Source organism: Algoriphagus zhangzhouensis, assembly GCF_900148515.1.
GTDB lineage: Bacteria > Bacteroidota > Bacteroidia > Cytophagales > Cyclobacteriaceae > Algoriphagus > Algoriphagus zhangzhouensis.
Map to the genome: position 1 here is coordinate 204,799 of NZ_FRXN01000004.1, position 21,658 is coordinate 226,456.

Here is a 21,658-nt window from a genome sequence, read left to right on the forward strand (position 1 = left end):
AATTTAAAATAGAATTAATTGGTTTTATAAATGCGTAATTAATTTGCTTTGATAGCATCCCAAATCATAAAAGGATAGGAAGAAAAGTCGACATTCTTTTTTTCAAGTTTCTGTCCAAAATTTCTTTTCACTTTTGCCAGTGAATGGGCTGATTCATTCACCAAAATCTTCAAGATTATCGGGTTTATGTCTTTGATAGCCCCTTGTCGGATGCCATCTAGGTAAAAGTTCTCTGTCCACTCAAACCAGAGTGGATTCTCACGATGAACCTCTTCGGTATTATATGGAGATTTTAGAAATTGATCTAAAAACCCTTGAATTTCAGGATTTTGGAAATAAAATTCAGAAATATTTTCCCAAAATTTGAAAAACCTTTCCTGAAATGGGAGTTCCGGCTTGTCCTTTGATGCAACAGCTTCGTATTGCTTTTGGATCACCTCTTTGAAAATCCCATAGATCATATCCTCTTTGTTTTCAAAATAGGTGTAGATCGTTCCTGCCGCTACTCCGGCTTTTTTGGCAACTTGGCTGATCGGGCATCCATGGAATCCATGTTCGTTGATCAACTCCATTCCACTTTTGATGATCGAGATTCTTTTTTCTTGTAAAGTTTCCATAGGCTCTGAATGAACGTTCAATCATTTTGATGATTGATTAGTTCCCCGGGATTTGAAAAAAATCAAAAAAAACTTTGAAAGCCTATGCGCTAATTATAAAAGGATCGCTATTAAGTGTTTAATAATCAATGGTCTCCGTAATGAATATGATCCATTTTTCCTTTAAAAACTTTATGCTGTACGATGAAATACAGCGAAACCAAAGCAAATGCAATCACAAACCAATAGACTCCTACAGACAGTCCATATTCATGAGCCGAGGCATTGTATAAGGTCAATGAGGGATTCACATCATTGGTACTCGGGAGCATTTTTGGAAAAATTGAAACTGCCGAAGCGACAAATCCACCAACCAAAAACAAAGTCGAAAAGAGAAATCCCATTCCGTCTTTATAAGATTTGACTTTAAAGAGTCCGAAAATTCCTACGAATGAAATCACTGGGAAAATCCATAACCAAGGATGATTATTGAAGTTTTCGTAAGGATTTTCCTGGATATTGTGCCATATCAAAAGGGAGACAATGACGAATGCAAATAGGGCGAAATTCATTGTAAAAACTACTTTTTTCAATTTCTGATTAAGAGAGGTGCTGGTTTTGAAGATTACCCAATTGGCACCATGAATAGTTAAAGCAATCACTGCTATGACTCCCAAGAAAACGGTAAACCAGTCTATCACTCCGAGATGGTTTGCTTGAGGGCTGAAAGTTGAGTTCCAGAGCGGTAAGAAGAAATAATGAGCTTCTTGAGTAGAAACTCCGTTATCAACCATGCCCAGATTCACTCCGCGAACGATATTTCCCAAGGCGATTCCAAAAAATAAAGCTAATAGTAAACTGGCCACTCCAAATGAAGTGTTCCAGATGCTTTTCCAAAGGTGATTATTGACAAAGCCGTGGAGCTCCAGACCGATGGCCCTGAATATCAAAAGCCAAAGAATCATGATCAAGGGTAGGTAAAATCCACTGAATGAAGAAGCATACAAAGTGGGGAATGCGAAGAACAAAACTCCACCAGAAGCAATCAACCAGACCTCGTTGGCGTCCCAAAAAGGACCAATAGACTTGGTGATCATTTTTTTATCCTCTTCTGATTTTGCAAAAAACAAATGAACGATGCCAGCGCCAAAATCATAGCCCTCCAAGACCAAATAGACCGTCAGCATAAACAAAAGTGCGATGTACCAAAATAATTCCATGATCAGTCGATTTGAGGATTAGGCCCATGTTTAATGATTCTTCCGGCTAAAAGAAGGAATAGCATTCCCAGCAAAAAGTACAGTCCAATGAATCCCAACAAGGTAAAAAGGGTATTGCCGGAGGAGACGGTAGGAGAAGCGCCTTCTACAGTTCTCAATAAATTGTAAACCAACCAAGGCTGCCGGCCCAGTTCGGCTGTATACCAACCGGAAATATTCGCGATATAAGGGAAAGGAAGCGCAAAGACCAAACTCCATAAAATCCATTCAGTACTGAATAGCTTTTTTCGAATCAGAAAGAATAAGGAAAGTCCCATCAGACCTATGAAGATGGTTCCCAAACCTACCATAATGTGATAAGCGTAATACAAACCTGCAATGTTGGTTGGGTAAAGCTTTTCATCAAATTCATTCAGACCATAAATCGTCGCATTCCAGCGTTGATGAGTGAGGAAGCTCAAAACACCTGGCACTGCGATTTTATTATCCAGTTTCTTTTCCAAGATATTGGGTTGGCCGATTAGGACGATTTCTGCTCCACCTTCTTCCGTTTCAAAAACACCTTCCATAGCAGCGAAAGTCACAGGTTGATATTTGACGACGTTTTTGGCCAGCATATCTCCTGAAGGGAATGCAACAAATAGAGAAGCTGCCAATCCAAAGTAGACTCCGGTTTTCACAAATAGCTTCCCGAATTCAGCTTCTTTTTTATTCAAAATATAGAATGCTCCAACCGCTGCCATCACAAAAGAGCTGGTGACTAATGAAGCTGCTTGATTGTGAAGAAATGAAGGAATAAGCCAAGGGTTAGAAAAGAGGGCAGCGAAATTGTTCAATACAAATTTCCCGTTTTCAAGGATTTCATAACCAACTGGATGCTGCATCCAGGAGTGGGTAGCTATGATCAGATAGCCACTGGCCCAAGAACCTAAAAACACCAAAAATCCAGTCAGAAAGTGGAGTTTTTGACCCAAAAGCTTTTCGCCAAACAGGAATAGACCTAGGAACGAAGATTCCAAAAAGAAGGAAAACATGCCTTCCATGGCAAGCGTCTGGCCGATCACTCCACCGGTTAATTCAGAAAATTTGGCCCAGTTGGTTCCAAACTGAAACTCCATGGGAATTCCTGTCACCACTCCCATCACAAAATTGAGTGAGAAAATCTTCATCCAGAATTTTGCCGCGTGGTTGAAAGATTCCTCATGCGTCCTTAGATATCGCCATTTGAAATAGACAATCAACAGCGAAAGACCCATGGTCAGTTGAGGAAAGAGGTAATGGAAGGTAATGGTGAATGCAAATTGCATCCGGTCATAAAAAATCATATCCTCCATGTGCGACGGGGGTTTGGTGAGTTCCTAGATTAACATGCTTTAGCTTCCAAATGATTCCATTTTTTTGTAAACATTTGGGTCATGTTTTCTGATTTTTATTTTCACGTATTTAGAGGCCGGCATATTACTTTCTTTGACCACATTATTGACCGAAACCAGGACGTTTGTTTCAGGGAAATATGTCACTGTATTCTTTTCCGGAACAGGATATTCCACTACGATAAATAAGGGTGCAATTCTTTCAATTCCATCATCATGGTTGTAAAGGTCCACTTTGTCTCCGGCCTTCAGACCTGCTTTGACGATGTCATTTTTATTCATCATGATCACCCTTCGCTCATTGTAAATCCCTCGATAGCGATCATTCAAGCCATAAATCACTGTATTGAATTGATCGTGGGTTCTAGTGGTAGCCATTAGATATTCATCTTCTTCCAATTTGTTTTCAGGCAATTCGCTGATTACAAAAGATGCCCTGTCAGTGTATTTTTTGGACTTGAAATTCCCATCTCTTGCGGCATTGGGTAGATAAAAACCTCCTTTTTGTTTGACTCTGACATTATAATTTTCAAATCCAGGGATGCATTTCTCAATATCCTCTCTCACTGCATCATAGTTTCCTAGATAACGATCCCAATCGACTACAGATTTGTCTCCCAAAGTTGCTTTAGCCATGTGGCAAACGATATGGGTTTCATTGATCAGATCCTTGGAAATTGGTTCCAGCATTCCTCGGGACCACTCTACCACACCCATTGAATTTTCAGTACTGACATGCTGCCATTCTCCATTGACCATGTCTTTTTCGCTTCGAGAAATAGTGGGAAGGATTAAGGCTTCTTTTCCATGAATCAGATGTCCACGATTCAATTTGATGGAAACTGAAACGCTCAAGTTCAGATTTCTTATTCCTTTGGCAGTGTAGGTGGTGTCGGGTGTCGCGGAAAGGAAATTTCCTCCCATTCCAAAAAATACTTTGAGTTTCCCCTCATGCATTGCTTTGATCGTATTGATCACATCGTACCCATTTTCTCTAGGAGGGTTAAAGCCAAAAACCTCCTGAAGTTTGTCCAATTGCTCCTGAGTGGGGTGATTGTTGATTAGCATGGTTCGGTTTCCTTGCACATTGCTATGTCCACGAACAGGGCTTGGACCTCCTCCAGGTTTTCCAACGCTGCCTTTGAGCAAAAGTAGGTTGATGATTTCCCGGCAGATATCCACTCCATTATGCTGTTGAGTGACACCCATCCCCCAGCAGACGATGATTCGGTTTTTGAACTTCAGCATTTCTGCCGCCTTTCTCAGTTCCTCTGAAGAAACTCCAGCCTTAAAGGCCAAATCCTCTAGATCCAATCCTTTCAGATGTTGAATCATTTCTTCATATCCACCGGTCTTATTTTGGATGAATTCGTGATCAAATACTTTTCCCGGATTTTCTTTTTCAAACCCTAAAAGGATCTTTTCAATAGCCTTGAGTAAAGCCAAATCCCCATTGATTTTGACAGGAAGGTATAAGTCAGCGAGCTCTGCAGTGATGCCTAAAATACCGGATACTTTTTGAGGATCTCGAAATCCCATTAGTCCAGCTTCAGGAAGTGGATTGATGGCAATGATCTTTGCCCCATTTTTCTTTCCTCTGGCTAAAGCACTAAGCATTCGAGGAGAATTGGTGCCGGGATTTTGACCGATGATCATGATGATATCAGTATCGTAAAACTCATGGAGTTTCACAGTTCCTTTTCCGACTCCCAAACTGGTATTTAATGCAAATCCAGAAGTTTCATGGCACATATTGGAGCAATCTGGGAAGTTGTTGGTTCCAAATTCCCTGACGAAAAGCTGGTAGGCAAACGAAGCTTCATTGCTGGTACGACCCGATGTGTAAAATGCGGCTTCATTGGGGGAATCCAACTGATTCAGATGTTCAGCGATTTTTGCAAATGCTCCATCCCAACTGATAGGTTGATAGTGAGTTCCTCCTTTTGGGAGATACATGGGCTCCGAAAGTCTCCCCAAATGACCAATTTCATAATCTGTCAATTTTGCTAAATCATTGACTGAGTTGTCTCTGAAAAAATCTGCCGTGATTCGTTTGCTAGTTGCTTCTTCGGCTAATGCTTTGGCACCATTTTCACAATATTCAGCAACCCGAGATCGATCGTCGTCAGGATCTGGCCAGCCACAACTTGGGCAATCAAACCCATCGAATTGGTTCATTTTAAAAAGTGCCTTTCCTCCCCGAATCAGTGTTTTTTCAGTGATCAGGTTTTGGATGGATGTGGCAACAGCGGGAACTCCTACTGCCCATTTTTTCACTTTGCCTTGTTTGAGGTTTAAAAGTTTGAATGGTGGTTCAGCTGGGGGAGTTTTTTGCACCGATTCCTCTGGGTTGATCTTAGGTTTATTCTTGTCACTCATAATCTATTTTTCTTGAGTCGAAATTTGAACTCGTTCACTTCCACAATAAATATTCATTCGGTTTTCCCTTAAAAATCCGATAAGTGTAATCCCAAATTCCTCTGCCAATTCTACCGCCAAGGAAGATGGAGCACCAATAGCCGCAACAAATTTGAAACCTGCCATAGCTGCCTTTTGAATCAACTCAAAACTTGCCCTTCCGCTGAGCAGTAAAATGTGATTGTTTAATGGGAGAGTGTTGTCTTTTAGCGCTTTTCCAATGAGTTTGTCTAAAGCATTATGTCTACCAACATCCTCCTGAAAAGAAAGTAAATCGCCTTCCAGATCAAATAAACCAGAAGCATGGATTCCTCCTGTTTGGGAGAAGCCTTCTTGTACTGCTTTCAAAGTAGAAGGTAGATTGTAAAGAATGTCTACCGGAACAGAAAAACTTGGTGGTAGATTTTTGCAAAAGGAATTCACTGTCTTAATGGAATCAATAGAGCTTTTACCACATACCCCACAGCTAGAGGTGGTATAAAAATTCCTGTCAGAATTCCCTAGATTCGGAATGACACCATCATGCAGTTCGACAGTTATTTTGTTTTGTTTCTCAGAAGAGCAATCAGAGTCTTGGAAAACACTTTTTATCTCCTGAAAAGAGGAAATTATACCTTCTGTAAATAAAAAGCCAAGAGCTAAATCCGGATCATCACCGGGAGTTCTCATGGTGATCGAAACGTTCTTTTGGGTTCTTTTTCCTAGGTCAAAATACAACAATCGAATTTCCAGTGGCTCCTCAATTGATAAGGTGTCTTTAGATAGACTGAGGGTGTATTTTTTGATCTTTTCGATCAGAATTTGCTTTGTAGAAGGGGATTGTAAATCGTTCATTTCATCTGATTTTACTTCTGGATAAGTTAGCCATTAATAAATAAATCAACTAAAATCCTCTGGAATGATTTGATGAAAAGTGATGATTAGTAGGATTGCTGGACATTCCATAAATTGTTAGATCCCAAAATACCTATCCTATGAAGTTTTTCTTCAGTTTACTTCTTTTCCTATTCTTAGGAACCTTATCATCTGCCTATGCACAACAGCAAACCTATTGCAATCCCATCAACCTAGATTATGGCTATACTCCAATCCCTAACTTTTCTGAATGGGGAAGACATCGGGCGACAGCTGACCCTGTCATAGTCAACTATAAAGGAACTTATATTCTCTTTTCGACTAATCAATGGGGTTATTGGACCTCTACAGATATGTCCAATTGGGAATTCCATTCGCGGCTTTTTCTTCGTCCTTGGAACAAAGTCTACGATGAACTTTGTGCTCCTGCTGTGGGAATTGTAGGAGATACTGTCTTGGTCATGGGGTCCACCTATGAAAAGGATTTTACGATTTGGATGAGTACAGATCCAGTGGGGAATGTTTGGGAGCCACTGGTTGAAAAATTTGAAATCGGAGGTTGGGACCCTGATTTTTTCACAGATGATGATGGAAGATTGTATATGTACAATGGAAGTTCCAATCGCTATCCTCTTTACGGAATTGAATTGGATCGGAAAACCTTAAATCCTATTGGCACTCGAAAGGAAATGTATCTTTTGGAGCCTGATAAATATGGCTGGCAGCGCTTTGGAGAGCATATGGATAACACCTTTTTGGATCCTTTTATGGAGGGAGCTCATATGACGAAACACAATGGAAAATACTACTTGCAATACGGAGCGCCAGGAACAGAATTTAGTGGCTATTCAGATGGTGTCATTGTTGGAACTAGGCCATTGGGGCCATTTACTCCTCAATCCGATCCATTGAGTATGAAGTTGGGAGGATTTGCGAGAGGAGCTGGACATGGAGCTACTTTTCAGGACAATCAAGGAAAATATTGGCACATCAGCACGATCATGGTTTCAGTCAAAAACAATTTTGAACGAAGGCTTGGGATTTGGCCGACAGGATTTGATTCAGATGATGTGATGTGGAGCAATACTGCTTTTGGAGATTACCCACATTTTTTGCCGGATGCGGAAAAGGCAGGGGAATTTACTGGTTGGATGTTGTTGAATTATGAAAAACCTATCTCTGTCTCCTCAACCTACGGTGGTTTCGCTCCAAACAAAGCCAATGATGAGGATATCAAAACCTATTGGAGTGCCAAAACTGGTGAAAAAAGAGAGTGGATTCAGTCAGATTTAGGTCAGGTCAGCACGGTCAATGCCATTCAGATCAATTATGCTGATCAGGATGTGGATCAGGATCGATTGGGAAAGAGAACGGACCAATTCCATCAGTATATTTTGTATCACTCACTTGACGGTAAAGAATGGGAGGTTTTGGTAGATAAAAGCCAAAATCAAACAGATATCCCTCACGAATATGTGGAGCTGGGAAGACCTGTGAAAACCCGATTCCTAAAGCTTGAAAATATCCATATGCCAACTGGTAAATTTGCAATCAGCGGTTTTAGGGTTTTTGGAAATGGTGGAGGAGCAATTCCTGAAAAAGTGAATCAGTTTATGGTTTTCCGAACTGAAAAAGACAAGCGAAGTGCCTATTTGAAATGGTCTCCGATGGATGATGCCTATGCCTATAATATTTATTATGGAACCGCACCAGATAAACTGTATACCTCCATTATGGTAATGGGAAATAATGAATTTTGGCTCAAAACCTTGGATAGAACCAAGACTTATTATTTCACTATCGAGGCGATCAATGAAAACGGAGTGGGTATAAGGTATGAGGTACTAAAAGTGGATTAATTGTAGGTTTTGGACTCTAGTAGTTTTAGGAATCTCTTTGCATTTCCATTGGTTGGATTAAGCTCTAAGGATTTTTGGTAGTTCATAATTGATAAATCTATTTCTCCCAATTCCATTAATATTTCACCATAACTATCATATACTCTAAATGAATCTGGAAATGCTTCTACATTCAGTCTGAAAATTTCTTTTGCAGCATCCAGATTTCCTCGTTCCAAGAAATCATAACCCATAAGGTTCATTTCGTTTTCACTGAGATAAAACCCGGCTTGGTCTTTTATTGCCTTATAGTTTTCTACTCCTTTTTCTATTCCATTTTTTTCGATTTCTTGACCTACTGAAATAGCCACGGATTGAACAGGCTTGTCAAAGCTTGAACCATGCAAAATCCCCAAAATCCCCTTTGTCATATGGTGCAGGGGAGCCCCTCCGGTATTATTTAATATAATAATGGAGGTCTTTTCCGATGGAATTCTTGTGATCAAAGCTGTGTATCCATTTATCACACCATCATGGCTGATCGATTTCAAAGTGGAAGAAGTATTTCCAATTTGAATTTCACCGATATCCCAACCATTTGCATAGTGCGAGTTGCCCAGTTGGACTTTTGGAGAGAAAAGGGAATCTAGGAAAGATTTGGGTAGTAGCTTTTCAGAATAAAGAGCTTGATCCCAAATAAAAAGGTCTTCAACAGTCGAGTGAATCCCTCCTGAAGAATAGGCTTCCGAATAATCAATATAATTTGCTTTCAAATACGATAAACCTAATGGAGAATATCCCGAAGCCTTGTTTTTAACCAAGCGTTGGGTTGGTTCGTAGCCGGAATTTTTCATTCCTAAGGGGCTAAAAATCTTTTCATTCAGGATTTTTCCATAGGGTTTGCCTTCTATTTTCTCCAGGAGAAAACCCAAAAGAGCATAGCCCGAATTGCTGTAATTAAATTGACTGCCTGGAGTAAAAAGAAGTGTGGAATCTGAAAATGTCTGGATCAAACCTTCAGGTCTTATAAATTTCAACATATCTGTTCTATAGGATGGAAAAGAAGTATGATTGGGGATTCCAGAAGTATGGTTTAACAAATGTTGAATAGTAATCAAATCACCTTGTGGCTTTGGATAGTCATTCAAATAGTTGCCAATAGGGGTGCGGAGGTCAAGTTTTCCCTCGGCCACTAATTGCATGATAAGCATGGAAGTAAATTGCTTTGAGACCGATGCGATTTGAAACTTTGTGTCTGGTCGATTAGGTATGTCCCATTCAAAACTGGCTTTACCAAAGCCTTTTTTGTAAATAACTCTTCCTTCAAAAGCTACCAAAATTGCCCCGTTGAATTGATGATAGTCATGATAGGTTTTTACATGCTGATTGATTTGGTTTTTTTTTGTTTCTGACTGAGGTTGGGCCGGGGAACAGCTTTGAAGGTGAAGTCCAATTATGAATAGTACTGTGTAAATGGGCTTTAAAAATAAGTTCCAATTCATGATCAAGTTGCTTTTTTTGAATTGCTTGCAACCACCTTTTTTTTCTAAATACAAGTGTCAAAAAAGTGTAAAACCTCTGTCAAGCTTTGTGAAAACATCCAAAATTCCATTTCTTACACCCGATGTATCAAAGAATCGGAGCTTTACTTTTAATAGTTTGTGTTGTTGGCTTTCTAAGCTTGGGGGCCACCTGGAGAGAAAATGACTCTTCCGAAGAAAGGAAGGTGGCTTTGCGGATGCTTGGACATCAGCTTTTGCTAAACCAAGGTGATTCAAGTTCTATCGTGCTTCCTGTGAAAGAAGTTCAAGAAGGGGAATTTGAAATTTCCTTTGAGAAAAAACTTACGATCAAGCCCTATTCTGTTGTCCAGATAGCCTCACAATTGGAGAAGTCTAACTTTCTTCCTTCAGAATATTTAATTGAAATTGTCGAATGTCAAAATCATGAAATTGCTTATAGTTTTCAGATCAAGCCATCCGAAGAGGAAAGTTTGATACCATGCTGTGGAAGAGATTTGCCAAAGGCTTGTTATCAAGTGAAAGTGTATTTCCCTGAGAATTTGAATACGAATTTGGCTTCAATATTCCTTTTGGGAATTCCTGCTTTGGCCTTCGTATTTTTTGTTTTTAAAAAACCATCAGAAAAGCGGGTCTCTAAAGATTCCAAAATTGATTCTGGTTGCTTATCGATCGGTCAATTCATGTTTTACCCGGACCAATTGAAGTTGATTCATCAGGAGGAAGAAATCATACTATCCATTAAAGAGTGTGAAATTCTAGAGGTCCTTATTAGTCGGCCCAATCACATTGTTTCTAGAGAAGAATTGTCAAAAAAAGTTTGGGAGGATAATGGAGTTTTTGTGGGAAGGAGTTTAGATACTTTTATTTCAAAACTTCGAAAGAAGCTTAAAAATGATCCAAAAATTTCTATATCCAATATGAGGGGTGTAGGATACAAATTGGAAATCAAATACGATTTGGCTTCAATCCTAAAACCCCGTAAGTTTCATTTATGAATCGGATCAATTTTCTAAGCTTTAGCGTATTAGCGCTATTTTTTATTTCCTGTCAAAATCAACATCAAGAAAAGGAGGTTGCAGATAGACCCAATATTCTTTTTGCGATAATGGACGATGTCACCTATCTGCACATGGGGGCTTATGGCTGCGATTGGGTCAACACTCCGAATTTTGACAGAATTGCCAAAGAGGGGATTCTTTTTATGAATGCCTATACGCCCAATGCGAAATGTGCTCCTTCACGAGCTAATATTCTGACTGGTCGAAACTCTTGGCAGTTGGAAGAAGCAGGGAATCACTGGCCTCAGTTTCCTGTTAAGTTCAAGTCATTTGCTGAAACTTTGGATGAAAATGGATATCACGTAGGCTATACCGGAAAAGGTTGGGCTCCGGGAAAAGCAGCCAATGAAGATGGTTCTCCAAGAGATTTACTCGTCAATAAATATGGAGAATTCACCTTGGATCCACCGACGACAGGAATAGCAAATACTGATTACGCAGAGAATTTCAAGGTTTTCTTGAGTGATAATTCAACTGATGATCCCTTTTTCTTCTGGTTTGGTAGCTGGGAACCACATCGTGGCTATGAGTATGGATCTGGGATTCGAGTAGGTGAAAAGAGTCTGGGGCAAATCGCGAATGATCAGGTTTTTGAGTTTTGGCCGAAGGTAGATTCTGTGAAAACAGATCTATTGGATTATGCCTATGAAATTGAATATTTTGATTTGCAACTGGGTAAAATGCTGGATCATTTGGATTCAATCGGCGAGCTTGAAAATACATTGATTGTTGTGACAGCAGATAATGGAATGCCGTTCCCAAGAGTCAAAGGTCAAGAGTATGAGTATTCGAATCATTTGCCATTAGCAATGCGCTGGCCAAAAGGAATTTCGGGTGAAAATAGAAAAGTGGAAGATTATGTGAGTTTCATTGATTTTGCACCAACCTTCCTGGAATTGGCTGGCGTGAATCAGCCCAATACAGGCATGGAGGCAATTACAGGTTTGAGCTTAACAGACATCCTGTATTCTGAGAAAAGTGGAGAAATAAATTCTTCACGAAACCAAGTTCTGATCGGAAAAGAAAGACATGATGTCGGCAGACCAGATGATCAGGGATATCCAATTCGTGGTTTGGTGAAAAATGGAATGCTTTATTTGCATAATTTCAAACCAGAAAGATGGCCTGCCGGTGATCCGGAAACTGGTTATCTGAATACAGATGGAGGAGCTACCAAAACTGTGGTTTTAAACTCCATCTACAAACCTGAAACTTTCCAATTTTGGGAATGGAATTTCGGAAAAAGACCTCAAGAGGAACTGTATAATATTGCTGAAGACCCTAACTGCCTTGTAAATTTAGCTGAGGATTCCTCCTTTCAAGAATTGAAAGAGGAAATGAAACTGGAACTTCTTGAAAAGCTAAAAGCCCAAGGAGATCCAAGAGCTTTGGGCAATGGGGATATTTTTGATCGGTATTCCTATGTGGACCCGAAAAGCGTTGATTTTTACAATCGCTATATGAAAGGGGAGGAAGTTAGTTTCAGCTGGGTAAATGCTTCAGATTTTCAAGACGTCTCAAAAATCCCAACTTACCAGAAAATGCTGGAGGAAAAGAAGAATCAGGAGATAGAAAAGAAGTAGCTTATTCTAAACTCTTCCCATTTACAACCACGTTTTTGACTTCAAAGCCTTTTACCAAATCCTTGTTGAAATTGGCTTTCTCGGTCTTTACAGTAATGTTTTCAAAGTCAAAGTTTGATAAACGATCATGTTCCGTAATTGCCACATCGAAGAAAATATCACATTCTAGATCGATGTTTTTCATGGTGATATGATCTGAGTAGGATAGGGGGACATCCTTTCTTCCCTGCAAGTCAAAAAACTGAGTCCAAGGCTTTACATAGATGAAACTATGTGCTTGTCCTCGGATATTTTCAACAGTAATGTATTCGTAATTCTGAGGCGTGTCAGGTCTCATTTTCAACCATAGCAAGCGATGTGCATCTTGAATTTGAATGTTTCTCATGATGACATTTTTATTGTGAATCGCTTCGCTGCCACAAGTTAGAGCCGAATGACAAAACCCAAATTCACTGTCTTCAATTAGAATGTGCGTGTTTTCTCCATTGTTTCGATCCTCGTCTGCCCAAGGGCCTTTGCCTCCTTTGAGTGCAATTGCATCATCATTTACAGAAAGGTAGCAGCCCTTTATTAGGACGTTTTTCACCACGTCCAAATCAATTGCGTCCGTGCTTGGTGCTTTGACTGGAGAACTTGGAGAAGTGATGGTTAGATCCAAGATTTTTACATTCTCACACTGGTAATAGTGACTGCTCCAAAATCCGGCATTGATCAGGCTCACATCCTGTAGTTGCACGTTGTTGCTTCGCCAAATAAAAACTAATCGAGGTCTTGAAACTTCCAGGTTGGTGCAATTTGGGTCCTCTTTTCTCCTTTGCCAGAAGGCTTCCCAGAATTTCAAACCATTTCCATCAATAGTTCCTTTACCGCTGATTGTAAATCCATCTACTTCGTATGCATTGACCAAAGCCGCAAAATAATCCAAGTTTTGGCCTTCCATTCGAGAAGGGATTTTTGGATAATTCGCAATGTCATTAGAACCTTTGAGTACAGCACCATCCATTAGGTGGAGGTGGGTATTTGGTTTGAAAAATAAAGCTCCACTCAGAAATGTTCCTTCAGGGATGATAATTACTCCACCACCATTTGCAGAGGCTTTGTCTATGACCTTTTGAATTTCAAAAGTCTGTAGGAGTTCAGGGTCTTTTTTTACACCATGCTCTGTGATGACATAAGGTCTCCCCAAATCAGAAAGAGAGATTTTAGAGTCATCCTTAAACCAATCCGAGATCACAGATCCATCTGGCCAAAGATCTTGCTGTGCAAAAGAGGGACTTAGGATTAAGGAGAATAGAAGGAGCCAAATTGTCTTTTTCATGAGAGAAAATGTAATCAATGAGCAAGCAATATAAGGTTTTCATTCGCTTAGACTGTCTGGAGCTAGCCCGATTTTGGATATTGAAAAGGTTTCCGACCAGTCATGGAAAACTAAAAGGAATGGATAAGGTGGATTGATGATTTCAATTAAATTTAATCATATGAAAAAAACTATATCTGTCCTCTTTGCGCTATTCTTTTGTCTTTTAGCTCCTCTTTTTGCCCAAAATCAACAAGCTGAAAAAATCATGTTGTTGATGGAAGAAATCCCTGTGATGGGACTTTCTGTAGCGGTTGTGAAAGATGGAGAATTGGTTTATCAGGAAGCGTTTGGCTGGAAAGAAGAGAATAAAGTGCCTCTGTCATCGACTGATATTTTTAGAATTGCCTCTATTTCTAAGTCCTTTTCTGCAACATCAATTATGCAGTTGGTAGAACAGAAAAAACTGTCTTTGGAAGATGATGTGAGTGATTTAATAGGTTTCAAAGTTCGTAATCCGAAGTTTCCTGAAAAGGTGATCACTTTGAAAATGCTGCTTTCCCATACTTCAAGCATGAATGATTCGGAAGGATATTTTACACTAGACGCCATCAATCCAGCAAAGAATCCGAATTGGAAGAAGGCTTACAATGACTATGCTCCCGGTGAAGGATATCAGTATTGTAATCTGGCTTATAATATGACTGGGACGATTATCGAAAAGTATTCAGGAGAGCGATTTGATCACTATATCAAGAACCATATTTTAGATCCTTTGGGACTTTATGGAGGATTCAATGTCAATGATTTGGACGCTTCGAAATTCGCCAATATTTATTCCTTTGATACCAAAACCGGGGAATTCACGCTTTCTCCAGCGGCCTATGCACCAAGAAAAGAAGAGATTGCGAATTATGTGGAGAACTATAGCACTCCGATTTTTTCTCCGACTGGAGGAATGAAAATTTCCGCTCCTGACCTTGCCAGATATATGATCATGCATATGAATTATGGCAAAGGGGAGAAGGCCAAAATTATCAAAAAGAAGAGCTCCAAAATCATGCAAACTCCTCTTTCCAGCAATGAGAATTATGGATTGGCTTTATGGAAAACTGACAAGTTGATTGAAGGAAAAATGTTGACAGGTCACACCGGATCAGCCTATGGGCTTTACAGTGCCATGTTTTTTGATCCCCAAGAAAAATTTGGAATTGTAGTAATGACTAATGGCTGTGATCCAACCTATGAAAATGGTTACAATAAGGTGATCAAGGAAACAGTGAATATCCTCTATGAAGAACTGATCAAAAACTAATTCCGAAAAAGGAAGAAACGGAAGGTAGAATATCGATTGCCCAATGGGTCAAAATAAGAACAGGAAGGTTTCGAAACCTTGACCAATGCCAGCCAAAAAAAGCTCCAACAATAAAAACGGGTAGACCAGTTCCCACAAGAACTGAAATCAAGTCACCAGCCTGACCATCTACTCCATCTGCCAAGAAGAACCTGCTTGGAATATGCCAAGCAGTAAAAAGAATGCCTGAAACAAGAATTGCCATAGGGGTATTCCAGAGCTTTTCCAGTCTTGTCTGGAGCATAGCTCTGAAGAAAAGCTCCTCGGGGATTCCTGCAATGAAAAGTGGCAGCATAACTCCGATGAACAATCGGATCGGCGCATCTTGATAGTCTGGGATTTGGCTGGCAATAGGGACCAGATGTTTTGTATTAAGGAAAAATCCCACTGCGATTAATAAGGTGCCTTTGATCACCATTGAAATACTTGGCTTTAAACCAAATAGAAGGTCATGGAGGGAGTATTTCCAAACTTTGAAAAAGATCCAAATTGGAATAATCAGAAGGAAAGTGAATTTGAATACTCCAGCATACCAAAAATCCTGAATGAAGTCATGAGCACCTAGAATTGGTAAAGGAAATTGGGTGATTATGTAGGCAATAAAAATTGCAAGGAATACGTAGAAGAGAGCATAGAGTAAAAGTAAAAAGCTCTCCTTTTGAAGGTTTTTGAAATGGATTTCGGAGGATGAGACTCGTTGCCAAGTAAGAAAGTTGATGAGTTTTTTCAATTGAGCTTAGCGGTTGGAATAATTTCTCTTCAATTGGGTGAGGATTTCTTCCAAACCATTGAGACGGATTTCATAGAGAGTATGGAGCCACATTCCCAGCTTTCCCTCTGGAAATCCCTGCCCATGCATCCATACCAAATAGTGCTCAGGTATGTCACAAAGTAGTTTTCCTTTGTATTTGCCGAAGGGCATTCTCTTAGTCACGAGGTCTATCAAAATTTGATTGTCCATATGACAAAAGTAAAATTTTCAAGACGCTTAAATCTGAAGATTGTAATTTTTTAAACCTTCGATTTGAAAAGGAAATGAAGACTTAGGGTTTAAGCGAGTTTTGCTTGTTCTAAGGCTCTCAAAATCTACCGTTTATAAATAAATTTGTAGTTTTTGAAATATTAGTCGGTTGCTTAAAAAGTTAATAACCTCTATTTGACAGGTTTGTATAGTGTTATAAAATGCGTTTTTTTAGATGTAAGTGCTTAATTGTCTTTGTTTTATACATTTTTATCTAGTTTCCGTCCCAAAAAAAGGTCTTTGATTTTTAATTCTTTCTCCTTTGATTCAAGGCCGATTACAATTAACAGACCCGCTATTACCGATGAATGCCCAGCTCCAAATTTCCGAGGAGGAATTGACCTATTGGACACTTTTGAAAGAAGGTGAGCAATCAGGTCTTCGTTTTTTCTACGAGAAGTATGTGGATGACTTGTTCTCTTTTGGGATGGGAATCGCCAAATGTGAACATCAGGTAAAGGATGCGATTCAAGAAGTTTTTTTAGACTTATGGAAGTATAGAAATAAGATCAATTCTTCTGTTCTAGTTAAAGCATACTTATACAAATGCCTTGCAAACAAACTTTTTAAACTGGCGAAAGTAGACAAGAAAAATAAGTCAGTTCATAGTGATTACATGGAAGATTGGGAGCTATTGGTCGAAAGCTCTGAGTCGAAGCTCATCAATATTCAAATCGAATCACATTTGAAAGAAAAATTGGTGAAGGCTATCGAAAGCCTTCCTGACCGCCAAAAGGCCGTGATCAATTGTCTGTTCTTTGAGGATTTTTCTTATGAAGAAACTTCTCAAATTATGAATATTAATCTGAGATCCACTTACACACTTGCTTGGAAAGCTGTTGGAAGCTTAAAAAAGTATCTGAGTTAACAGTATAAAATTTCGCAAACCATCCTTTTTGTTTTTAAAAGTATTGATTCTTGATTTTTCTGAAAAAAAGTTAAAAACTGAAGGATAACTTTTAAAGATGTCTGTCTTATAGCATTGAAGACAGATTTTATGAGCAAAGCAAATTACACAGTCGAAGACTTTGTACTTGATCCAGAATTTCGAAAATGGATTTTTAAAAACAACCCCGAGGCAAAAGCCTATTGGGAGAGTTATTTGCAAAAGCATCCCGAGAAAGTTCAAGAGATTGAATTAGCCAGAAAGATTCTGATTCATCTTCCTCACGAGAAGAAGAAGATCTCTGAAGAAGCAAAGGATAGTCTCTGGGAAAGCATTTCACAGGGGATTGATCAAGAATCTAGAGAACAGACTGATACGAAGGTGGTCAATTTGGATTCATGGTCTGCGATTAAGCAATATGAGCAAGAGCAATCCAAAAAATCACGAATAGCCTGGAAGAGAAAAGTTGCAGCAGTATTGATTTTGGTTGCTTCTGTAGGGTACTTTTTGACAAAGTCAGTTAGAACTGCTCAGGAAGATACAGTGGAAATGGTGGCGGAAATAGAAGTTCACCAAGCGCCACCCGGAGTAAAATCCACCATCACTTTGGAGGATGGATCTAAAGTGTTTTTGAATTCAGGTAGTAAAATAAGCTACACGAAAGGATTTACAGATTCTCTACGCCTGCTTCAACTAGAAGGGGAAGGGTATTTTGAAGTTGCTCATGATAAGAGTAGGCCATTTGTGGTTCAGACTGGATCTATATCCACCACTGCATTGGGGACATCCTTTAATATCTCTTCATTTCCAGGAGATAGTGTTTCGATCTCTTTGGTGACAGGGGTTGTACTGGTGAAAAATGGAGACGTGGAGGAGACGCTAATGCCAGGAGAGGGGATCATCGCTTCCACTCAAGACTCTGGCTGGAAAAAAGAAAGATTTGATGTGGAGCAAGTGCTCTCGTGGATGAATAAAACATTGATTTTCAAAAATACCCCATTCGATAGAGCCAGCTTAAAACTGGAAAATTGGTTTGGAGTCGACATAGTTTTTGAAAATCTAGTTCCAAATGATTTGATGGTCTCCGGAAAATTCAAAGATGAAAGTCTAGAGAATATTTTGAAGGGACTTAGCTATAGCTCCAGATTTGAATATGAGCTAAAAGGAAAACAAGTATACATTCATTTTAAACCTTAACCCATGAGCCTATGAAAAAACCAGCAAAAAAGTAAAAGGCCGAAAAGGAAATAATCCCTCTCGGCCAGCGGAAGTTTTGATGAGTCTTGGCGGATAATCAAAACTCCTAGTTCAACCATTTCACAATAGTTTAAACATGAAGTAAAGTTATGAAAAAAAGCATACTGTTACGCTTATTGGCTATGTCCAAAACCATTTTATACAGTTTTCTGATTCAGTGCTTTTCGATGAGCTTACTATTTGCCAATACCGGCAATGCTCAAATTAAAGCCATAGACGAAGTTCCGGTGAGAATCGAACTTCAAAATGCAAAGGTCCAAGACGCTTTTTCAAGAATTGAAAGAGTGACTGGGTATAATTTTGTTTATACCTCCAGAGAATTAAAAGATTTACCAGCTGTCACAATCTCAAATTCTGGAAGCTTATATGATTTGTTGGTTGATTTTTCCCAACAAACAGGCTTGAATTTTAAACAAATCAATAAAAACATCCACGTCAGAGTCGATTCTGACTCTAAGAAAGACGATCAAGTAATGATCGAAATGGTTCCACAGGAAACCGTTTCCGGTGTGATCGTAGACGAAACAAACCTTCCTCTTCCTGGGGTTTCTATCATTGAAAAAGGAACTACCAACGGAACGGTTTCAGATATTGATGGGAAGTTTACTTTGGTAGTCAGTTCTCCTGATGCTGTTTTGGTATTTAGTTTCATCGGAATGGAGACTACCGAACTTCCTGTCGGTGATAGAAGAACTTTCAACATCACCATGAGTGAAGACACCAAGTCTCTAGATGAGGTAGTTGTGGTAGGTTACGGTACTCAAAAGAAAAGAGAAATCACTTCTTCCGTTGCCAAAGTAGATGAAGAAAGTTTCGTTCAAGGTAATGTGAAGAGCCCACTTGATTTGATTCAAGGTAAAGTGGCAGGTCTAAGCATTACCAGAACAGAAGGTAACAATCCAAACTCCGGAGTAGCTATCCAAATGAGAGGTGTTACCTCCCTAGTTGGTAATTTGGCTCCATTGATCGTAATCGACGGTATTCCGGGCGGTAACTTGGATCTGTTGCAGCAGGATGATATTGCTTCCTTCGATGTATTGAAAGATGGATCTGCAGCAGCAATCTATGGTACCCGAGGTAACAATGGTGTGATTTTGATTACTACCAAAAAAGGAAAAGCTGGTGAGCCAACCTTTAACTACAATACTTATTTTTCTAAAGAAGCTGTAGCTAGAAAGCCAAACTTTTTGTCCCCTGATCAATACAGAGGATTGATAGCTGATGGTTTGATTGGTGAGGTAAATGACTTGGGAGCATCTACAGATTTGTATGATGAATTGATCAACAAGCAAAACTTGAGTCAATATCATAACTTCTCTGCTTCTGGTGGTTCATTGAACTCAAACTACAGAGCATCTTTCTATATCAATGATATGGAAGGTATCGCAAAAGAAAACTCCAGAAGCCAATATGGTGCCCGTATCAACTTGAATCAAACTGGAGTAAATGGAAGATTGCAAATGGCTGCTAACCTTGCTGCGAACTTCAATAAAGCAAATCTACTTGGTGGAGGCGGCGGAGACTTCGAGCAAGCTATTCAAAGAAACCCTACTGCTCCGATCAGAAACCCTGACGGAACCTTTGTAGAAACTCAGGCCTATAACAACTATAATCCGCTTTCTAGATACGAATACAGAACCAACGAGAGAAATCAGCAGACTTTCTCTGGTGATATGAGATTGACTTTTGAGATCATCGAAGGTTTGAATATCAGTGCTTTTGGAGCACATACTCAAAACACCTACAACGACAGACAATTTAGATCTTTGAAGGATTTTGCTCAAAGACCAAATGCAGAATTCCAAGGAACTGGATATGCTAGGAAATACAATGGCTTGTCTTGGTCAGATGTATTTGAGTCTACCTTGAACTATAAGAGAATTGTTGGTGATCATTCATTTGATGTATTGGGTGGTTACAGTTATCAATACAATACTTTTGAAGAGTTCTGGGTAAATAACTCAGGTTTTACCACTGATGCATTTGAAGATTGGAACTTAGGTGCAGGTACAGCGATCAACAATACCCAGCTTCCAAGACCAGGAATGGGTTCTTTCAAAGAAGACAATACTTTGATTGCACTTTTTGGTAGAGTGAGCTATAGCTACAAAGAGAAATTATTCGGTCAGGTGATTTTCAGACGTGAAGGTTCTTCCAAGTTCGGGGACAATCATAAGTGGGGTAACTTCCCAGCTGCATCAGTAGGATGGGATCTTTCCAAAGAGTCTTTCCTTCAAAACTCAAGTGCAATTGAAAACTTGAAGTTGAGATTGGGATACGGTGTGACCGGTAACCAAGGTATTCCAAACTATCAGTCTTTGGTGACTCTAAGTACTGGTGGTGTTTATCCTCAAAATGGTGTTTACTATCAGACTTATGGTCCTGCTAGAAACCCTAACCCTAACTTGAAGTGGGAGAAAAAACAAGAGTGGAACTTCGGTATTGACTTTGCCCTTTTCAATAACAAGCTATCTGGTTCATTGGATTTCTATGACAGAGAGACTGTTGACTTGTTGAACAACTATACCGCACAGCAGCCTCCATTCGTGAGAAATTCAATTTTCACCAACGTGGGTAGTATTCGTAACCGAGGTATTGAATTGTATTTGAATGCCATGTTGGTTAACAAAAACGACTTCTCTTACTCAATTGATTTCACTGGAAACATTGTGGGTAACAAGATTTCTCAACTTTCCAATGAGTTCTATTCAGCTGATTATCTGGAATTTGGATTCTTGCCTTCTCCAGGAAACTTGGGTGCGGCTATCCGAGTGGATGAAGGTGGAAAAGTGGGTAACTTCTTCGGTAAAAAATTCGCAGGATTCAATGAAGATGGTAAGTGGTTGTTCTACAAAGCAGATGGTTCTGCTGTAACTGCTGATCAAATCGCAACTGAAGATCTATCAATCATCGGAAACGGTGTACCTAAGTATATGGCAAGTTTGAATAACTCTTTCCGTTATAAAAACTTCGATTTGACGATCTTCTTTAGAGGTAAGTTTGCCTATGATATCTTGAATACTCAAGATCTATATTTTGGAAACAAAGCTTGGTTGCCAAACAACCTTTTGGAAAGTGCAATCACCAAAAACAGCGAGCTAAACGATAATCCTCAGTTCTCTAACTACTACCTGGAAAACGGAAGTTTTGTGAAGCTTGACAACATTACGTTTGGCTACAACTTCAACCTAAAAGGTAAAGCAGTTAAGAATCTAAGATTGTATGCTACAGGTAGAAACCTGGCTACTATCACCAGTTATACAGGGCTAGATCCTGAACTTCAAGACACTGGATTTACGACTGGTATCGACAATCGTGGGTTCTACCCTCGTACCAATTCGTACACTCTTGGTTTGAAAGTTACATTCTAAAGACTCTG

At 39.4% G+C, this 21,658-nt stretch carries 16 protein-coding genes; 7 read left to right on the forward strand and 9 right to left on the reverse strand.

The window, feature by feature from the left end; genetic code table 11:
• Positions 1–38: 38 nt before the first annotated feature.
• The 5 genes from BUF13_RS15130 to fdhD all read right to left on the reverse strand — a co-directional run bounded on the left by BUF13_RS15130 (position 39) and on the right by fdhD (position 6,441).
• Positions 39–617 (reverse strand): TetR/AcrR family transcriptional regulator, encoded by a 579-nt coding sequence (locus BUF13_RS15130; protein WP_073572859.1) that lies wholly within the window; start codon positions 615–617, stop codon positions 39–41.
• A 125-nt stretch (positions 618–742) separates the two neighbouring features.
• Positions 743–1,816, reverse strand: coding sequence for a cytochrome d ubiquinol oxidase subunit II (cydB, locus tag BUF13_RS15135; RefSeq protein WP_073572666.1), 1,074 nt, complete (start codon positions 1,814–1,816; stop codon positions 743–745).
• 2 nt (positions 1,817–1,818) lie between these two features.
• Complete coding sequence (locus BUF13_RS15140) at positions 1,819–3,150, reverse strand: cytochrome ubiquinol oxidase subunit I (protein ID WP_073572667.1); 1,332 nt, start codon at positions 3,148–3,150, stop codon at positions 1,819–1,821.
• A gap of 39 nt (positions 3,151–3,189) precedes the next feature.
• Positions 3,190–5,568: an FdhF/YdeP family oxidoreductase gene (locus BUF13_RS15145; protein WP_073572668.1), complete on the reverse strand. Its 2,379-nt coding sequence runs from the start codon at positions 5,566–5,568 to the stop codon at positions 3,190–3,192.
• A 3-nt stretch (positions 5,569–5,571) separates the two neighbouring features.
• Positions 5,572–6,441, reverse strand: a complete 870-nt coding sequence (gene fdhD, locus BUF13_RS15150) for a formate dehydrogenase accessory sulfurtransferase FdhD (protein WP_073572669.1) — start codon at positions 6,439–6,441, stop codon at positions 5,572–5,574.
• Positions 6,442–6,581: 140 nt separating this feature from the next.
• Between fdhD and BUF13_RS15155 the strand changes: the two genes are divergently transcribed.
• Positions 6,582–8,321 (forward strand): family 43 glycosylhydrolase, encoded by a 1,740-nt coding sequence (locus BUF13_RS15155; protein ID WP_073572670.1) that lies wholly within the window; start codon positions 6,582–6,584, stop codon positions 8,319–8,321.
• On the opposite strand, the gene BUF13_RS15160 is transcribed toward BUF13_RS15155, so the two are convergent.
• Positions 8,318–9,802 (reverse strand): serine hydrolase, encoded by a 1,485-nt coding sequence (locus BUF13_RS15160; protein WP_073572860.1) that lies wholly within the window; start codon positions 9,800–9,802, stop codon positions 8,318–8,320. The genes BUF13_RS15155 and BUF13_RS15160 overlap by 4 nt on opposite strands.
• A gap of 122 nt (positions 9,803–9,924) precedes the next feature.
• On the opposite strand from BUF13_RS15160, the gene BUF13_RS15165 reads away from it, so the two are divergent.
• Positions 9,925–10,818 carry a winged helix-turn-helix domain-containing protein gene (locus tag BUF13_RS15165; RefSeq protein ID WP_073572671.1) on the forward strand — a complete coding sequence of 298 codons (894 nt, stop codon included), beginning with the start codon at positions 9,925–9,927 and terminating at the stop codon, positions 10,816–10,818.
• Entirely contained in the window at positions 10,815–12,464 is a 1,650-nt protein-coding gene (locus BUF13_RS15170; protein ID WP_083586478.1) for a sulfatase family protein, read from the forward strand. Before BUF13_RS15165 ends, BUF13_RS15170 begins: the two co-directional genes overlap by 4 nt.
• Before the next feature lies 1 nt (position 12,465).
• Here BUF13_RS15170 and BUF13_RS15175 read toward each other — a convergent pair whose 3' ends face one another.
• Positions 12,466–13,782, reverse strand: coding sequence for a rhamnogalacturonidase (locus BUF13_RS15175; RefSeq protein WP_073572672.1), 1,317 nt, complete (start codon positions 13,780–13,782; stop codon positions 12,466–12,468).
• Positions 13,783–13,942: 160 nt separating this feature from the next.
• Between BUF13_RS15175 and BUF13_RS15180 the strand changes: the two genes are divergently transcribed.
• Positions 13,943–15,076 carry a serine hydrolase domain-containing protein gene (locus BUF13_RS15180; protein ID WP_073572673.1) on the forward strand — a complete coding sequence of 378 codons (1,134 nt, stop codon included), beginning with the start codon at positions 13,943–13,945 and terminating at the stop codon, positions 15,074–15,076.
• On the opposite strand, the gene BUF13_RS15185 is transcribed toward BUF13_RS15180, so the two are convergent.
• Positions 15,066–15,845 carry a CPBP family intramembrane glutamic endopeptidase gene (locus tag BUF13_RS15185; RefSeq protein ID WP_073572674.1) on the reverse strand — a complete coding sequence of 260 codons (780 nt, stop codon included), beginning with the start codon at positions 15,843–15,845 and terminating at the stop codon, positions 15,066–15,068. The two genes, BUF13_RS15180 and BUF13_RS15185, sit on opposite strands and share 11 nt — an antisense overlap.
• Before the next feature lie 6 nt (positions 15,846–15,851).
• Entirely contained in the window at positions 15,852–16,076 is a 225-nt protein-coding gene (locus BUF13_RS15190) for a DUF3820 family protein (protein WP_073572675.1), read from the reverse strand.
• 364 nt (positions 16,077–16,440) lie between these two features.
• On the opposite strand from BUF13_RS15190, the gene BUF13_RS15195 reads away from it, so the two are divergent.
• From BUF13_RS15195 to BUF13_RS15205, 3 genes are all read left to right on the forward strand, one after another.
• Positions 16,441–17,004 (forward strand): RNA polymerase sigma factor, encoded by a 564-nt coding sequence (locus tag BUF13_RS15195; protein WP_073572676.1) that lies wholly within the window; start codon positions 16,441–16,443, stop codon positions 17,002–17,004.
• Positions 17,005–17,133: 129 nt separating this feature from the next.
• The gene (locus tag BUF13_RS15200) at positions 17,134–18,219 is read left to right on the forward strand and encodes a FecR family protein (protein WP_073572677.1); all 1,086 of its coding nucleotides are present in this window, start codon (positions 17,134–17,136) and stop codon (positions 18,217–18,219) included.
• A gap of 149 nt (positions 18,220–18,368) precedes the next feature.
• Complete coding sequence (locus tag BUF13_RS15205) at positions 18,369–21,650, forward strand: SusC/RagA family TonB-linked outer membrane protein (protein ID WP_243839751.1); 3,282 nt, start codon at positions 18,369–18,371, stop codon at positions 21,648–21,650.
• Positions 21,651–21,658 lie beyond the last annotated feature (8 nt).

Coding starts and splice junctions, on each gene's coding strand:
- BUF13_RS15130 (WP_073572859.1), bottom strand. CDS start 617: ATGGAAACTTTACAAGAAAAAAGAATCTCGATCATCAAAAGTGGAATG.
- cydB (WP_073572666.1), bottom strand. CDS start 1,816: ATGGAATTATTTTGGTACATCGCACTTTTGTTTATGCTGACGGTCTAT.
- BUF13_RS15140 (WP_073572667.1), bottom strand. CDS start 3,150: ATGGAGGATATGATTTTTTATGACCGGATGCAATTTGCATTCACCATT.
- BUF13_RS15145 (WP_073572668.1), bottom strand. CDS start 5,568: ATGAGTGACAAGAATAAACCTAAGATCAACCCAGAGGAATCGGTGCAA.
- fdhD (WP_073572669.1), bottom strand. CDS start 6,441: ATGAACGATTTACAATCCCCTTCTACAAAGCAAATTCTGATCGAAAAG.
- BUF13_RS15155 (WP_073572670.1), top strand. CDS start 6,582: ATGAAGTTTTTCTTCAGTTTACTTCTTTTCCTATTCTTAGGAACCTTA.
- BUF13_RS15160 (WP_073572860.1), bottom strand. CDS start 9,802: ATGAATTGGAACTTATTTTTAAAGCCCATTTACACAGTACTATTCATA.
- BUF13_RS15165 (WP_073572671.1), top strand. CDS start 9,925: ATGTATCAAAGAATCGGAGCTTTACTTTTAATAGTTTGTGTTGTTGGC.
- BUF13_RS15170 (WP_083586478.1), top strand. CDS start 10,815: ATGAATCGGATCAATTTTCTAAGCTTTAGCGTATTAGCGCTATTTTTT.
- BUF13_RS15175 (WP_073572672.1), bottom strand. CDS start 13,782: ATGAAAAAGACAATTTGGCTCCTTCTATTCTCCTTAATCCTAAGTCCC.
- BUF13_RS15180 (WP_073572673.1), top strand. CDS start 13,943: ATGAAAAAAACTATATCTGTCCTCTTTGCGCTATTCTTTTGTCTTTTA.
- BUF13_RS15190 (WP_073572675.1), bottom strand. CDS start 16,076: ATGGACAATCAAATTTTGATAGACCTCGTGACTAAGAGAATGCCCTTC.
- BUF13_RS15195 (WP_073572676.1), top strand. CDS start 16,441: ATGAATGCCCAGCTCCAAATTTCCGAGGAGGAATTGACCTATTGGACA.
- BUF13_RS15200 (WP_073572677.1), top strand. CDS start 17,134: ATGAGCAAAGCAAATTACACAGTCGAAGACTTTGTACTTGATCCAGAA.
- BUF13_RS15205 (WP_243839751.1), top strand. CDS start 18,369: ATGAAAAAAAGCATACTGTTACGCTTATTGGCTATGTCCAAAACCATT.